Source organism: Idiomarina sp. 28-8, assembly GCF_000320945.2.
Lineage (GTDB): Bacteria > Pseudomonadota > Gammaproteobacteria > Enterobacterales > Alteromonadaceae > Idiomarina > Idiomarina loihiensis.
In genome coordinates, this window is the sequence record NZ_DF266791.1 from 70,823 (window position 1) to 85,973 (window position 15,151).

Consider the following 15,151-nt stretch of genomic DNA (forward strand, 5'->3'; position numbering starts at 1 on the left):
GCAATGCTTTATCTTGCCCCGGAAAACAAACAAAAACAAAAGCCCAGAAAATCTAAGAACATTGACTGGCCCAAACAATTTGAAACCTTAGAACAGCTGAGCCACTCTCAGGCGCTTAAACGGTATTACAGTCAGGGCATCAGTTCGCCGGATACGCCTATTAATAAAACGCCCATGGTTGCCGTCGACTTTGAAACCACGGGCTTAGATCCTGAACAGCATGGCATAGTCAGCATCGCCGCAATACCTATGACCACAGAGCGGATTTTATTTTCAGAGGCAAAAAGCTGGGTTGTTAAACCACGACGCAGTCTTACGGATGAATCCGTCGTTATACATGGTATTACTCATAGCGAAATTGAACACGCCCCCGATTTAGAAAGTATTATTGATGAGCTACTGGAGCTTGTCGCCGGAAAAGTCTGGGTTGTTCATTACCACGGCATTGAACGCCCTTTCCTGCAACGGGGAATTAAAGAACGCCTGCACGAAAACATCCAGTTTCCGCTTATTGATACAATGGAAATTGAAGCTCGATTCCACCGTAAACCGTTATCCTTCTGGCAAAAACTACTTGGAAAAAAACCGGAATCAATTCGCCTTGCGGACAGTCGTACCCGCTATAACCTACCTTTTTATCCGCCGCATAATGCGTTAACTGACGCACTGGCATGTGCGGAACTTCTGCAGGCTCAGATAGCCTATCACTTTGAGCCAGATACCCCACTTGGTGAGATTTGGCTGCCTTGATCTACTCGTTGGGAGGTACGCTTTAAAGGTGAGCGATTGTCGCGCCGATGACAAATATAATATTCAATTTCGGCTTAGGCTAATCGAGGGCAAATATGAACTGGCTGGGCAATTTATCAATGCGCAACAAACTACTGTTGTTGGTGCTTCCCCCCTTATTTATGATGATGTTTCTTGCGGTAACGAACTTAGTTTCGACATATCAGCGTTACTCAGAAGCACACCATATTGAATTATTAACTGATTTAACCGTTGCCAGTGCTCCCGTGGTTGGGGCCTTACAACGTGAACGTGGTCTTTCAGCACTGACTATGGCCTCTGGCTTCAGTCAGAATAATGTAGACAATTTACAGCGGCAGCGCGATGAGCTGGATCAATTTATTAACCAGTTCTTAACTAAAACACAAAATATTGCAGCTGAAATAACTTTTTCAAAGAAAATTCAGCAGAAAATTGAAGCTGTACAAAACAATAAACTGGATGAGTGGCGCGGTAAAATAGACAGCCGCCAAATGGATCGCCAGCAAATGGTGAACCTTTATACTCAAGCCATAAGCTCATTACTTAGTGTTGTCGACGATGTCATTGCTGAGTCCTCAAATTCGCAAATTACGCGGGAACTCAGCACCTATTCTTTAATAGCAAATACAGCCGAAGCGGCAGGAAAAGAACGAGCGTCTGTCGCTGCTTATTTAGCCTCCGGACAAGCCAATACGAAAGAACTGGCTAAACTGCAAAGTTTGTCCGGACAACAGCATGCGCTATTGGATAACGCCTTCTATGCCGCGAATAAGTCGTTAAAACCGCTGATAGAAGAACTGATAAATTCGTCTCAGCTGGCTAAAGTAAAAGCCACACGCGAGCAGCTTCTGGAAAGCGATGTTTTTTCTCAACTGAGTGGTATGGAATGGTTCCAACTCAGTACTCAATATATCACCAGAATCAATAAAGCGAATCAGGCGGTGCTCGAAGTCGTTAGTGAATCCTCTATAGCAACAGCAAGCGAAACGTTAAGCCAGTTGTGGCTGTTAGTTATTCTGATTTCTGCTTTTATCCTGGCGATTGTAGTACTCACGTTCTTTATTCTGAAAGGAATATACAGCCAGGTAAGAGAGCTCCTCGAAGGCATAGACTTTGTAATGAAAAACAAAGATTTACGCCGGAAAGTTTCAAGTAAAACAACGGATGAACTGGGGAATATTGGTTCGGCTTTTAACCAGTTGCTGGAGAAGTTTAACGCTTCTTTGAATAAAATTGATCAAATGAGTGTTCAGCTTGCCACGGCAACCGAAGAAACAAGCTCTACTGCTTCGCAAAACTCGGAGCAAATAACCCGTCAGCAAAAACAAACCGAACAGGTCGCTACTGCCACTGAAGAAATGAGCGCTACCGCATCAGAAATTAGCGAGAATATTCAACGCGTTGCCGATGCTGCCGATAGTTCCATCAACAGCAAAAACAAAGGTGAAGCCGCTGTTCGCGAAAGTATCAACAGTGTCAGAGCCTTAGCTTCTGCGATAGGAAATGTAGGCGAAGTAATTAGTCAATTGCAGGAACGCAGCGTTAACATTAATCGCGTTATTGACGTTATTCAAAATGTCGCCGACCAGACTAATTTACTTGCGCTAAATGCTGCAATCGAAGCCGCTCGCGCAGGCGAACATGGTCGTGGGTTTTCAGTTGTGGCTGACGAGGTGCGAAAATTAGCAAGCCAGACTCATAATTCAACCAATGAAATTTCTGAAATGCTGACCGGTTTTCAGCAGCTATCAGATGCCGCCTATAAAGATGTGAATGAAAGTAAATCTATAGCCACAGCAACAGAGGAGCAAGCCAGAGAGCTAGAACAGGCTTTTGCAGTCATATCTGAGGACATAAATAGTATCTCCGAAATGTCGACTCAAATAGCGACCGCATCTGAAGAGCAAGTTGCTGTAGCAAAAGATATTGCCAACAATATGGAGTCAGTTAATGAAGCGTCGCTTCTTATTCTGACAGGCTCGCAGGAGATTAAGAGCGTAACCGAGGAACAGGCTAAATCGGCCAGAGAATTACAAGATTTAGCGATGGAGTTTAAAACCGCTTAATTGTTACCTCAATGACTATAAGGCCTGACTTTTTTATTGTCGGGCTTTCTGTTCTCAGGCCGCTCAGAAAAGAGTCTGCGGGTAATTTCTTGTTTAATTCAACGCGTGTGAAGTTAAGTAAAAAGTCTGGACTCTGACGCTAATTAATATCACCCTTGCTCTCTTAGTCTCAAAAAAACCACATCAGAAATTGGTTTTATAAAAAGCAAAAAGGTAACAATAATGAAAATCCGGCTTTCCATGCTTACTTTACTTTTAGGAACAGCATTATCTCATACCTCGATCGCTCAGGATCAAGTGATTAAACCAGCTCCCAGGGTTTCAACTCAGGCTCAGGCTGAGTTTTTTGCTGCTATAAACAAGCTTTGTGGTAATTCTTATGTAGGCGAGGTAACAGTCGATACGCCAACGTCAGAAGGGTTCGAAGGTGACTTAGTGATGCACGTTCGTAAGTGTGGTGAACAACGAATCGAAATCCCTTTTCATGTCGGAGACAACCACTCGCGCACCTGGATATTAACCCAAACAGGTTCCGGTATTAGCCTAAAACACGATCACCGTAAACCTGACGGCAACTATGATCCGTTAACTATGTATGGCGGACATACCACTGACAAGGGCTATGCAACTGCACAATCCTTTCCTGTAGATGCCTATTCTAAAGAGTTATTTATTGAACTTGGCGTCCCGCAATCAAATACAAACACCTGGCAAATGTACATTCACGACAATACCTTTACGTATCGTTTGGTTAGAGAAGGTCGCGAGTTTCGGGTGGACTTTGACTTAACGGAGCCGGTTGAAACACCAGCTACTCCATGGGGATACGCGGACTAAGGTTTGCCGAGTAAAACTAATTAATATCGCTCCAGTGCGTATTTTTATTACTTTTTTCTTCCTTTTCCATTAGCACCAGAGTGAGATAAATTTTGGTGGGCAGCGACAGAATAACGCCAACAGCATTCATCGCTGCCCCCAAAATATAGCCACGAAAATCAATATCATCGTTGCCAATAGTCACAGCCAGCACAACATGCCCTAACAAAATTAGGGTAATGCCGGTGATCATGGCAATTTTGAGTAACTTGACTTGCGTGGCTTTTTCCACTTAAAGAACGTCCCCCGGAATACACACCTGCCCTTCCATTAACACTCGGGCACTGCGACTCATAATGGCTTTAATGGCTGTCCATTGACCATTCACCTGTTTACATTCAGCGCCTACTTGCAAGGTACCTGAAGGATGGCCGAAATTCACCATAGTACGGTCTTTACCGCCCGCGGCTAAATTAACGGTTGTACCTGGAATAGCTGCAGCAGTGCCGATAGCAACAGCAGCAGTGCCCATCATGGCGTGATGCAATTTTCCCATCGACATCGCCCTTACCAGCAAGTCAATGTCGTTGGCCTTAATGACCTTGCCACTGGATGCGGTGTAGTCTTTTGGCGTTGCCACAAAAGCCACTTTTGGGGTGTGCTGACGGTTAGCCGCTTCGGCAATATCATCAATCAAGCCCATCTTCACCGCGCCATACGCACGTATGGTTTCAAAGCGCTCCAGAGCTTCCGGACTGCCGTTAATGACTTCCTGCAGCTCAGTACCGTCGTATCCAATTTCCTCCGCATTGAGGAAAATGGTCGGGATGCCCGCATTAATCATCGTAGCTTTTAATGTACCAATGCCGGGAACCTCTAAATCATCGATTAAGTTACCGGTCGGAAACATGGATTCACCGTCGGCAGACGGGTCCATAAACTCCACCGGAACTTCAGCCGCCGGGAAGGTCACACCGTCCAGAATAAAGTCTCCGGTTTCCTGCACTTCACCATTAACCATAGGCACTTTATTGACAATGGTTTTGCCAATATTGGCTTGCCAGATGCGCACTTCGCACACACCGTTTTCAGGTAAACGCTCAGCATCGACAAGACCGTTAGCAATAGCAAATGGTCCTACTGCTGAAGATAAATTCCCGCAGTTTCCGCTCCAGTCGACAAAAGGCTTATCAATAGACACCTGACCGAACAGGTAGTCTACGTCATGGCCTGGTTGCTCACTTTTAGAGACGATAACCGTTTTGCTGGTACTCGAGGTCGCACCTCCCATACCGTCGGTATGCTTGGCATAAGGATCCGGGCTTCCGATTACACGCATCAGCATGGCATCACGCACAGCACCCGGCTGTTGTGCCGGTTCGGGTAAGTCCTGCAAACGGAAAAATACGCCTTTCGAGGTCCCGCCACGCATATAGGTGGCGGGAATTTTAATTTGTGGTTTCTGCTTCATTATTAGAACTCCTTAGCTTGCTTCTGCTTCTAAAAAGTCCTGAGCAAAACGTTGCAGCACACCGCCGGCTTCATAAATTGACACTTCTTCTTTGGTGTCTAAGCGGCACTGTACCGGCACTTCTTCACTGTCACCATTGGCACGATGAATCACCAGCGTTAGCTTAGACCCGGCCTCAGGTGTACCTTTCACATCGAAGGTTTCAGTGCCGTCAACATTCAGCGTTTTACGTGTAGTGCCCTCTTCAAACTGCAGCGGCAATACGCCCATACCAATTAAGTTGGTACGGTGAATACGCTCAAAACCTTCGGCAACAATGACTTCAACACCCGCTAAGCGCACACCTTTTGCCGCCCAGTCGCGTGACGAGCCCTGACCGTAGTCTGCACCAGCGACAATAATCAGCGGCTGTTTGTTTTCCATATAGTGTTCAATGGCTTCCCACATGCGCACGGTTTTACCTTCCGGCTCAATGCGTGCCAGCGAGCCCTGAATGACTTTACCGTCTTCGCCTTTCACCATTTCATTAAACAGTTTCGGGTTAGCAAAGGTCGCGCGCTGCGCTGTTAAATGGTCGCCACGATGCGTTGCGTAAGAGTTAAAGTCCTCTTCCGGAACCCCCATTTTCGCCAGATACTCACCCGCCGCACTGTCAGCCATAATGGCGTTTGACGGTGACAAATGGTCGGTGGTGATGTTATCACCCAGCACGGCTAACGGGCGCATGCCCTTCATGGTACGTTCTGCAGCTAATGCGCCTTCCCAATATGGCGGACGACGAATATAAGTGGTTTGCGGGCGCCAGTCATATAGCGGATTGTTTTTCTCGCCGTAATCCACCGACAGGTCAAACATCGGGTCATACACCTTACGGAATTGCTCAGGCTTAACACTCTGTTTCACAATGGCATCAATTTCTTCGTCGCTTGGCCAAATGTCTTTCAGCGTTACCGGATTACCGTCAGGGTCAATTCCCAATACATCTTTCTCAATGTCAAAACGAATGGTACCCGCTATGGCGTAGGCTACGACCAATGGTGGAGACGCCAAAAACGCCTGCTTAGCATATGGGTGAATGCGGCCATCAAAGTTACGGTTACCGGATAGTACCGCTGTGGAGAACAAGTCGCGGTCAATGATTTCCTGCTGTATCTTCGGATCTAAAGAACCACTCATGCCGTTACAGGTGGTACAGGCAAACGCCACCACGCCAAAGCCTAAATCTTCCAGCTCAGGCAACAATTTAGCTTCTTCCAGATACATCTTGACCGTTTTTGATCCCGGAGCCAGCGATGATTTTACCCACGGCTTGCGGGTTAAGCCCAGCTTGTTCGCGTTACGGGCAATGAGGCCAGCCGCGATCATGTTGCGCGGGTTACTGGTATTGGTACAGCTGGTAATAGCCGCAATAATCACCGCACCGTCCGGCATTTTGCCTTCTTCGGGGTTCTCAATATGCTTAGCTACGCCACGCTCAGACAGTTCCGATGCCGGTAATAACGAATGCGGGTTAGATGGGCCGGCCAGGTTACGCTTAACTTTTGATAAATCGAACTTAAGTACCCGACCGTATTCAGCAGACTTCAGACTATCAGCCCACAATCCAGTCTCTTTAGCAAAATGTTCAACCAGTTCAACCTGGTCATCATTACGACCGGTCAGTTTCAAATAATCGATAGTCTGCTCATCGATATAGAACATGGCGGCCGTCGCACCGTACTCCGGTGTCATATTAGAAATGGTTGCACGGTCACCAACGGTTAAAGCTTCTGCTCCTTCGCCATAAAACTCCAGATAGGCACCAACGACACGCTCTTTACGCAAGAATTCGGTCATTTCCAACACTAAATCCGTACTGGTAATACCCGGTTGCAGCTTACCGCTCAACTCAACGCCAATAATGTCAGGCAAGCGCATATAAGATGCACGCCCCAGCATAACGCTTTCCGCTTCAAGGCCACCAACACCGACAGAGATAACACCTAAGGCATCAACCATGGGTGTATGGCTGTCTGTGCCTACACAGGTATCAACAAAGGCGACGTTGTCGCGTACTTGAACTACCGGAGACATTTTCTCCAGGTTGATCTGGTGCATAATACCGTTGCCAGGAGGAATGACATCAACGTTTTTAAACGCCGTCTTAGTCCAGTTAATAAAGTGAAAACGGTCATCGTTACGACGGTCTTCAATAGCCCGGTTTTTTTCAAATGCGTCTTTATCAAAACCTGCGTGCTCAACAGCCAGTGAATGATCAACAATCAACTGGGTTGGTACCACAGGGTTCACTTTGGCGGGGTCTCCACCTTTTTCAGCAATGGCGTCACGCAATCCGGCTAAATCCACTAAGGCTGTCTGACCTAAAATATCATGACAGACAACGCGTGCCGGAAACCATGGGAAGTCGTGTTCTTTTTTGCGGTAAATCAACTGTTCTAACGATTGCGTCAGAATATCCGCCGGGCAGCGACGGACTAAGTTTTCAGCTAATACACGAGAAGTATAAGGCAGGCGCGCATAGGCACCCGGTTCAATCGCATCCACCGCGGCTTGAGTATCAAAGTACTCGAGCGTAGTACCAGCGAGTTTTTTACGGTATGAAGTCATGAGTTACCACTTATCGTCATGGTTAAACGAAAAAAGGAGCAGTAGATGACTGCTCCTGTACTATTTATCAGTCGAAGAACAAATTAACGCTCTTCTAAAGCCGGAACTTTACGCGGCTCTGGACCCGTATAATCGGCGCTTGGGCGGATAATACGGTTATTTGCACGCTGCTCTTTCACATGAGCGGTCCAGCCTGTCACACGCGACATAACGAAGATTGGTGTAAACAATTTGGTTGGAATACCCATGTAGTGATAAGCCGATGCATGGAAGAAATCCGCATTCGGGAACAATTTCTTCTCGTCCCACATGACTTTTTCACAACGCACAGAAACGTCGTACAAGCGGCTATCACCCACTTCTTCAGATAGCTTCTTGGACCAGGCTTTAATCACGTCGTTACGCGGATCAAAATCGCGGTAAATGGCATGACCAAAGCCCATAATTTTCTCTTTGCGTTCCAGCATGCCTTTCAGCTTCTGCTCGGCATCGTCAGCGTCTTTCATGCCTTCAATCAGCTCCATTGCCGCCTCGTTTGCGCCACCATGAAGTGGGCCGCGTAATGAACCAATGGCACCGGTCACACAAGAATGAATATCTGACAAGGTTGAAGCACAAACACGAGCAGTAAAGGTCGATGCGTTGAACTCATGCTCAGCATACAGAATTAACGAAGTGTTCATTACTGCTGCGTGCAGCTCTGAAGGCGCTTTGTCATGTAGCAAGCGTAGGAAGTGTGCACCGATAGACTCTTCTTCAGAATCGGTATCAATACGCACGCCGTCGTGAGTATAGCGGTACCAGTACAGTACGATACCCGGGAAAGTCGCCAGCAAACGTTCGATATGATCGTCAGCTTCATCAAAGCTTTCTTCCGTTTCCAGGTTACCCAGCATAGAACAACCGGTACGCATAACATCCATTGGATGCGCTGACTTTGGAATACGCTCAAGTACGTCTTTCACTTCCTGAGGTAAGGTGCGCAGTGATTTTAAACGCTTTCTGTAGTCTGTAAGCTGTTGCTTATTCGGTAACTCGCCTTTCGCTAAAAGGTAAGCTACTTCTTCAAAACTGACTTTTTCCGCCAGTTCAGAAATGTCATACCCACGGTAGGTTAAACCTGAACCACTTTTACCAACAGTACATAGCGCCGTTTCGCCAGCTGACTGTCCGCGCAAACCTGCGCCGCTTAGTTTCTTCTCTGCCATAATGTTGTTCCCTTCTTGATTTCTTGTATTTTATATCTGCCATCGTTCGTAGCCTGACGTTTACGTCAGGAACGATATCTCACCTGACATGAATGTCAGGCTACTTTTTAAATAATTGATCGAGTTTTTCTTCAAAGTCGTGATAATTCAAAAATTCATACAACTCTGCGCGAGTCTGCATGTCATCAATAACGGCTTTCTGATCGCCATTCTCTAAAATACTATTGTAGACGTTAAGTGCGGCTTTGTTCATTGCCCGGAATGCACTTAAGGGGTAAAGAACAATTTCCACCCCAACATCAGCTAACTCCTGTTTATTAAACAATGGCGTAGCGCCAAATTCAGTGATATTGGCCAGAACCGGTACATTCAAGGCTTCGGTGAAGGCTTTATATTGATCAAGCGTATGAACGGCTTCTGCAAAAATGGCATCAGCGCCGGCATCCACACAAGCCTGTGCACGTTCAATAGCGGCCTCCAGACCTTGTTGTTGTAGTGCATCAGTACGCGCCATAATAAGGAACTGGTCGTCAATACGTGCATCTACGGCTGCTTTCACTCGGTCAACCATCTCTTCCTGCGTCACAATTTCTTTATTTGGGCGGTGGCCACAGCGCTTTTGAGCCACCTGGTCTTCAATGTGCATTCCGGCAGCACCGGCACGTGTCATTTCCTGAACGGTACGGGCAATATTAAAAGCGCCGCCCCAGCCTGTGTCAGCATCAACTAACAAAGGGAGATCGGTTGCTGCAGTAATACGGCGAATGTCTTCACAAACATCATTTAACGAGGTCATGCCTAAGTCAGGTAAACCGAAAGACGCATTCGCTACCCCAGCGCCAGACAGGTATAGCGCTTTGTGCCCAACCTTTTCTGCCATCATTGCTGTGTAGGCGTTAATGGTGCCAACAATCTGTAAAGGATTTTCGTCGGCAATAGCTTGGCGCAACTTAGCACCCGGGCTTGTCATATGAGTCATGATGTTTCCTTTTCTGTTTGTAACCGTAATTCAATGTTTTTACGAGACGCGCCAATATGCCGGCGCATTAGCAGATCGGCCAATTCACCATCGCGATTAGCAATAGCATTAATAATGGCTTTATGTTCATCGAAGGCGCGCGAAACTCTCGGGCCATTCATACCCATCTGTACTCGATACATACGGACAAGATAGTAGAGTTCGTCGCAAAGCATATTAATTAAATACTGATTTTTACTGCCGAGTATAATGCGATAGTGAAAATCTAAATCACCGGCTTCCTGATAGTAACTCTCACCTTCACGAACCCGCTGAGTTTGCAGATGCTTATCTAAAAGCTGCCTTAACTCGTCAATTTCATTGTCGGGCATTTGCTCTGCCGCTAAACGACAGGCCAGGCCTTCAAGCTCTTCCCGTATTTGATATAACGAAATTAATCCTTCCAGAGACAGGGTAACCACTCTGGCACCCGCATTCGGAATTCGTTCAATAAGATGGCAACGCTCAAGTCTGGCTAAAGCTTCACGCAATGGCGCTCTGCTGACATTGAAACGCCGGGCAAGCTCCGGTTCGCTAATTTTGCAACCCGCCGCAATATCTCCTTCGACAATAGCGCGCTGTATTTCAAACAAAACGCGGTCTGATGAAGTAATGGCGGAACGTTCTAAAGGGCTGACTATTTGCATTAATTGTCGACAGTAATTATTGATTTAGCTATTTTCCACGAAAAAACCGATATTTGCAAGGCGAACTAAATTAAATTGTCGACAATCTAAAATCGATTGTTTTTATCACTAATACCTTTCAATATAGCAACTATCACTTTATCAGGACTACAGAGATCAACATGTTCGAATGGATTACCATGCCAGAAGCCTGGATTGCGCTGGCAACCTTAACCGCGTTAGAAATTGTGCTGGGTATTGATAACATCATTTTTATTTCCATTTTAGTTGGGCGCCTACCTGAGCATCAACGAGACAAAGCCCGCACCATAGGCTTAGGTCTGGCTATGGGCACGCGGTTACTCCTGCTCTTTTCCCTAACATGGGTAATGACTCTTACCGATCCGCTATTCAGTATCTTTGCAGAGGAAATTTCAGGGCGCGATCTAATCTTGCTGTTAGGTGGTTTATTTCTTCTTGGAAAAAGCACGTTAGAAATTCACCATGCACTGGAAGGTGATTCGCAAACAGAAAAATCCCCTGTCGCCGCTTCTTTTATCGGCATTCTTATACAGATAGCCATTCTGGACGTTGTTTTTTCGCTGGATTCAGTCATTACAGCTGTTGGCCTGGCTGAACAGTTAAGTGTTATGGTCATTGCCGTAATTATTTCGGTAGGTGTCATGTTGGTGGCAGCAAAGTCGGTCAGCGATTTTGTCGACAAACACCCGACCATTAAAATGTTGGCTCTTAGCTTTTTAATTTTAATAGGCATGACCTTAGTTGGCGAAGGATTCGGATTTCACGTACCTAAAGGCTATGTCTATTTCGCTATGGCGTTCTCTCTTGCAGTTGAAATGCTCAATCTTAAAATACGATCTAACCGCAAAAAGCCGAAACCAGTGGAGTTGCGCAAGGGTATACCGGGAGATAAACATCCTAAAAATTGAGTATTTCATCGTTTTCGGTTTTATTTCACGGCGGTCGCTAGTAAAGTAACGCCACTTTTTTTGACTTATACCAAAGTCGAACAGGACCAAAGTTTCAATAACTAAACGGATAATAACAATGGATCCAACAAAAATAGTCGACAAAGACGCAAGTTTTTTCGGACAACCAGGGGGCTTACAAACCCTGTTTTTTACCGAAATGTGGGAGCGCATGAGTTACTACGGTATGCGCGCATTGCTGGTTCTTTTTATGACCGCAAGCTTACAAGAAGGTGGTTTAGCTTTAACGGTAGCCTCTGCCACAGCTATTTATGGTTTATATACTGGTGCCGTTTACTTTATGGGCCTGCCCGGCGGCTGGATATCTGACCGTTTATTAGGTGGGCAAAAAGCGACATGGTATGGCGGCATTGTGATTATGTTAGGTCACATTGTTTTAGCAATACCAAGTACAGCCAGCTTTTTTATCGGCATGATTTTAGTCGTTCTGGGCACTGGCTTATTAAAACCAAACATCACAGCAATGGTTGGACAGCTCTACGGTCCCAATGACGATCGACGTGATGGTGGCTATACCCTGTATTACATGGGTATTAATTTTGGTTCCATCATTGGGTATCTGGTAACAGGCTATTTGCAAGTAGAAGCGGGTTATCACTGGGGCTTTGGTGCTGCAGCAGTTGGTATGGCATTGGGCCTTATTCAGTATCGATTAACCTTACCAAAGCTAAAAGGTGTGGGGGCAAAACCTCCTAAACCTCTAAGCGCTGCCGGAATGAAACGCAGCTGGATCGTTATCGGGGTACTGTTAGCGGGCTTAGCAATCATTACAGCACTTGCATTAAATGGCATTATTATTATTGATCCCATCGTTGTCGCCAGTAATGTTGCTATTGTATTTACGGTTATTTTCTTCGGATATTACGCTAGTATTTTCTTATTCGGTAAACTAACCAAAAATGAAATGAAGCGACTGGGAGCACTATTTCTAGTGTGTATCGCATCGACCATGTTCTGGGCAGGTTTTGAACAAGCGGGCTCTTCATTTAACCTGTTTGCTCGTGACTTAACAGACCGAATGGTAGGAAGCTTTGAGATCCCCACGACTTGGTTCCAAATGCTTAACTCAATTTTTCTGGTCATCATGTCGCCATTTTTTGCAGCGCTATGGATTAATTTGAGCAAACGCATGATTAACCCGTCGTATGGCTTCAAAAGTGCGATTGGTCTCATCATTATGGCCACCGGTTTCATCGTCATGTTCTTTGCTTCTCAAGCGGCTGCCAGTGGATTGAAGGTAGCTCCTTATTGGCTGGTTGCCGTTTACTTTATTCATACCGTCGGTGAGCTGTGCTTAAGTCCAGTCGCGTTAAGTGCTGTCAGTAAGTTATCACCCAAACGCATGGCCGGTCAGATGATGGGGATATTTGTACTCACCTACTCTGTCGGTAACGTCGTAGCCGGTATTCTTGCTGGCGGGTTAGATCCTGAAAATCCTGCGGCGATGCCTGAGCTATTCTGGACCATATTCTTATTTGGTGTCACTGTTGGTGCTATTGTATTTGTACTTGCTCTGTTTACCCGTAAATGGGAAAAACTCCCACCTGACGACGATAATGCTGACAATGATGACCACCCAGGTGCTGTCATTGATGCTAATGAGCCTGTCGGCAAACCATAATTCACTTCTTTGTAAAAAACTGCTAGAAAGGGACCTTCAGGTCCCTTTTTTAATATCGGTAGCACTATGCTAAAAAACATCATTCTCCTCGCCGGCCTAACTTGCAGTACTGCCTTTTCCGCTAATCTGTTTGCTGAAAATATAACCCCCCTACCTCTTAAACAACGTGCAGAGGTTATTGATGATCTTCTTCAGAAACGAGTACAGCAACTACTCCCTGAGTTAATGCAACAAAATGACATTGATATGTGGGTATTAATAAGTCGCGAGTACAACGAAGACCCAGTGCTTAGAACCTTTCTTACCAGCGATTGGTTATCCGCCAGGCGCCGAACTATTCTGGTTATCCATAACCCGGGCAACGGTGAAAAGCTGGAAACTTTAGCAATAGCCCGATATGACGTGGGTAAAGTGTTTAAAAGTGCATGGAACCCGGAGCTGCAGCCTGATCAATGGCAACGCCTGACAGAAATTATTACCGAGCGTAACCCAGATACTATTGCGATTAACCAGTCGAAAGATTTCGCTCAGGCCGACGGGGTTACAGCAACGGATAAAGCCCTTTTCATGGCTGTTTTACCGGATAATTTAAAGAATAAAATTGTCAGTGCGGAGCCGCTTGCCGTTTCATGGCTTGAAAAGCGAATAAAGGCCGAACTGCCCTATTATCGAAATGCCGTTAAGTTAGCCCATCAAATTATAGCGGAAGGTTTTTCCAGCAAGGTTGTTTCAGTTGGTGAGACCACCACCGAAGATCTCCAGTGGTGGTTCCGCGAACGGGCGGCGGAAGAAAACCTGCCAGTTTGGTTCCATCCTTCAGTGAGTGTGCAACGTGTCGATGATCCTCAACCTGGACATCCACGCTCAACCGGAATTACCATACAGCCCGGCGACTTACTTCATGTCGATTTTGGTATTACTTATCTGCGTTTAAACACCGATACTCAACAACACGCCTATGTTTTAAAAGAAGGTGAGTCAGACGCACCTGCCCCCCTAAAACAGGCATTAGCCAACGCCAATCAACTACAGGATATTTTGACTAAGCAGTTTAAAGAAAAACATTCAGGCAATGATATTTTGTTAGCGGCTTTAGAAGAAGCTAGGGGCAAAGGCCTGGAACCTATGATTTATACCCACCCTATTGGTTATTACGGCCATGGATCAGGGCCTACCATTGGCATGTGGGATAAACAGCACGCGATACCAGGTGGAGGAGAATACCCGTTATTTTCCAATACGGCTTATTCTATAGAGCTTAATAACAAAACCACATTTGAGGATAAAGGCATCACCATCATGCTGGAAGAAGATGCATTTTTTGATGGTGACGGTGTTAGCTACTTAAACGGCAGACAGGAGTCCTTTCATCTTATCGATTAGGCTTTTCCGAAACATAAATAGTAATGTGCCCGGCGGCTACAACCGTGCCGTCGCTACGCTTTGCTTCTACGGATATAGGCTGATCGCCCGATTGCCAGGTGGACTCTGAGCTAGACGCTTCTATGGTCACATCGCTGTCAGTTTTCGCCAGATACTGCACATTCATACCTTTCGGTAACCAACGCAGATGTTTAGGAATAGATGCTTCGGCTAATGCCCCCATTGCCATTTCCATACCGTTGCACACAGCAATGGCATGCACGGTGCCTATGTGGTTCTGTACTGATTTACGTTTTTTGAAAACTAGCTGACAAAAGTTCGGTTTTAATTCAGTAATTAGCGGTTTAATCGTTTTAAAGTAAGGCGCTTTTCGGGCAAACATTGTCGAGAAAACCTTACGTCCAAAAGGCAGTTTTAAGCAGCGTTCGTATAAATTAATCAGGTAGTTGCCACTGGCCACAATCATTACTCCGAATAGGGTTTAGTACATACAGTTTATTGATATAAAAAAAGCAGGCCGAAGCCTGCTTCTTAAACTTATAGCTTAGTTTACA

General features: G+C 45.9%; 13 protein-coding genes. 6 read left to right on the top strand and 7 right to left on the bottom strand.

Annotation, left to right across the window (positions count from 1 at the left end):
• Positions 1 to 3: 3 nt before the first annotated feature.
• From RJ32_RS08245 to RJ32_RS08255, 3 genes are all read left to right on the top strand, one after another.
• Positions 4 to 750, top strand: a complete 747-nt coding sequence (locus tag RJ32_RS08245) for a 3'-5' exonuclease (RefSeq protein ID WP_011234666.1) — start codon at positions 4 to 6, stop codon at positions 748 to 750.
• 119 nt (positions 751 to 869) lie between these two features.
• Positions 870 to 2,837, top strand: coding sequence for a methyl-accepting chemotaxis protein (locus RJ32_RS08250; RefSeq protein ID WP_235598936.1), 1,968 nt, complete (start codon positions 870 to 872; stop codon positions 2,835 to 2,837).
• A 222-nt stretch (positions 2,838 to 3,059) separates the two neighbouring features.
• The gene (locus RJ32_RS08255; RefSeq protein WP_011234668.1) at positions 3,060 to 3,674 is read left to right on the top strand and encodes a hypothetical protein; all 615 of its coding nucleotides are present in this window, start codon (positions 3,060 to 3,062) and stop codon (positions 3,672 to 3,674) included.
• Positions 3,675 to 3,690: 16 nt separating this feature from the next.
• Here the strand turns inward: RJ32_RS08255 and RJ32_RS08260 are convergent, their stop codons facing one another.
• The 6 genes from RJ32_RS08260 to RJ32_RS08285 form a co-directional block, all read right to left on the bottom strand.
• Positions 3,691 to 3,945 (bottom strand): hypothetical protein, encoded by a 255-nt coding sequence (locus RJ32_RS08260; RefSeq protein WP_011234669.1) that lies wholly within the window; start codon positions 3,943 to 3,945, stop codon positions 3,691 to 3,693.
• On the bottom strand, positions 3,946 to 5,124 hold the full coding sequence (gene prpF, locus RJ32_RS08265) for a 2-methylaconitate cis-trans isomerase PrpF (RefSeq protein ID WP_034821153.1): 1,179 nt from the start codon (positions 5,122 to 5,124) through the stop codon (positions 3,946 to 3,948).
• Positions 5,125 to 5,136: 12 nt separating this feature from the next.
• Positions 5,137 to 7,731 carry a Fe/S-dependent 2-methylisocitrate dehydratase AcnD gene (gene acnD, locus RJ32_RS08270; protein ID WP_034821157.1) on the bottom strand — a complete coding sequence of 865 codons (2,595 nt, stop codon included), beginning with the start codon at positions 7,729 to 7,731 and terminating at the stop codon, positions 5,137 to 5,139.
• A gap of 83 nt (positions 7,732 to 7,814) precedes the next feature.
• Positions 7,815 to 8,939 (bottom strand): 2-methylcitrate synthase, encoded by a 1,125-nt coding sequence (gene prpC, locus RJ32_RS08275; protein ID WP_034821160.1) that lies wholly within the window; start codon positions 8,937 to 8,939, stop codon positions 7,815 to 7,817.
• A gap of 100 nt (positions 8,940 to 9,039) precedes the next feature.
• Positions 9,040 to 9,918: a methylisocitrate lyase gene (gene prpB / locus RJ32_RS08280; RefSeq protein ID WP_034821163.1), complete on the bottom strand. Its 879-nt coding sequence runs from the start codon at positions 9,916 to 9,918 to the stop codon at positions 9,040 to 9,042.
• Entirely contained in the window at positions 9,915 to 10,604 is a 690-nt protein-coding gene (locus RJ32_RS08285; RefSeq protein ID WP_011234674.1) for a GntR family transcriptional regulator, read from the bottom strand. The genes prpB and RJ32_RS08285 overlap by 4 nt, the downstream gene beginning before the upstream one ends.
• Positions 10,605 to 10,765: 161 nt before the next feature.
• On the opposite strand from RJ32_RS08285, the gene RJ32_RS08290 reads away from it, so the two are divergent.
• The 3 genes from RJ32_RS08290 (at position 10,766) to RJ32_RS08300 (ending at position 14,597) form a co-directional block, all read left to right on the top strand.
• A complete protein-coding gene (locus RJ32_RS08290) occupies positions 10,766 to 11,533 on the top strand; it encodes a TerC family protein (RefSeq protein WP_011234675.1) in 768 nt (255 codons plus the stop codon).
• A 118-nt stretch (positions 11,534 to 11,651) separates the two neighbouring features.
• Entirely contained in the window at positions 11,652 to 13,214 is a 1,563-nt protein-coding gene (locus tag RJ32_RS08295) for a peptide MFS transporter (protein WP_011234676.1), read from the top strand.
• Positions 13,215 to 13,280: 66 nt separating this feature from the next.
• On the top strand, positions 13,281 to 14,597 hold the full coding sequence (locus RJ32_RS08300) for a M24 family metallopeptidase (protein WP_034821166.1): 1,317 nt from the start codon (positions 13,281 to 13,283) through the stop codon (positions 14,595 to 14,597).
• Here RJ32_RS08300 and RJ32_RS08305 read toward each other — a convergent pair.
• Entirely contained in the window at positions 14,587 to 15,063 is a 477-nt protein-coding gene (locus tag RJ32_RS08305; RefSeq protein ID WP_181813900.1) for a hotdog fold domain-containing protein, read from the bottom strand. The genes RJ32_RS08300 and RJ32_RS08305 overlap by 11 nt on opposite strands.
• Positions 15,064 to 15,151 lie beyond the last annotated feature (88 nt).

Bases quoted from the DNA above. Each gene is read 5' to 3' on its own strand.
- RJ32_RS08245 (WP_011234666.1), top strand. From the start codon at position 4: ATGCTTTATCTTGCCCCGGAAAACAAACAAAAACAAAAGCCCAGAAAA.
- RJ32_RS08250 (WP_235598936.1), top strand. From the start codon at position 870: ATGCGCAACAAACTACTGTTGTTGGTGCTTCCCCCCTTATTTATGATG.
- RJ32_RS08255 (WP_011234668.1), top strand. From the start codon at position 3,060: ATGAAAATCCGGCTTTCCATGCTTACTTTACTTTTAGGAACAGCATTA.
- prpF (WP_034821153.1), bottom strand. From the start codon at position 5,124: ATGAAGCAGAAACCACAAATTAAAATTCCCGCCACCTATATGCGTGGC.
- acnD (WP_034821157.1), bottom strand. From the start codon at position 7,731: ATGACTTCATACCGTAAAAAACTCGCTGGTACTACGCTCGAGTACTTT.
- prpC (WP_034821160.1), bottom strand. From the start codon at position 8,939: ATGGCAGAGAAGAAACTAAGCGGCGCAGGTTTGCGCGGACAGTCAGCT.
- prpB (WP_034821163.1), bottom strand. From the start codon at position 9,918: ATGACTCATATGACAAGCCCGGGTGCTAAGTTGCGCCAAGCTATTGCC.
- RJ32_RS08285 (WP_011234674.1), bottom strand. From the start codon at position 10,604: ATGCAAATAGTCAGCCCTTTAGAACGTTCCGCCATTACTTCATCAGAC.
- RJ32_RS08290 (WP_011234675.1), top strand. From the start codon at position 10,766: ATGTTCGAATGGATTACCATGCCAGAAGCCTGGATTGCGCTGGCAACC.
- RJ32_RS08295 (WP_011234676.1), top strand. From the start codon at position 11,652: ATGGATCCAACAAAAATAGTCGACAAAGACGCAAGTTTTTTCGGACAA.
- RJ32_RS08300 (WP_034821166.1), top strand. From the start codon at position 13,281: ATGCTAAAAAACATCATTCTCCTCGCCGGCCTAACTTGCAGTACTGCC.
- RJ32_RS08305 (WP_181813900.1), bottom strand. From the start codon at position 15,063: ATGATTGTGGCCAGTGGCAACTACCTGATTAATTTATACGAACGCTGC.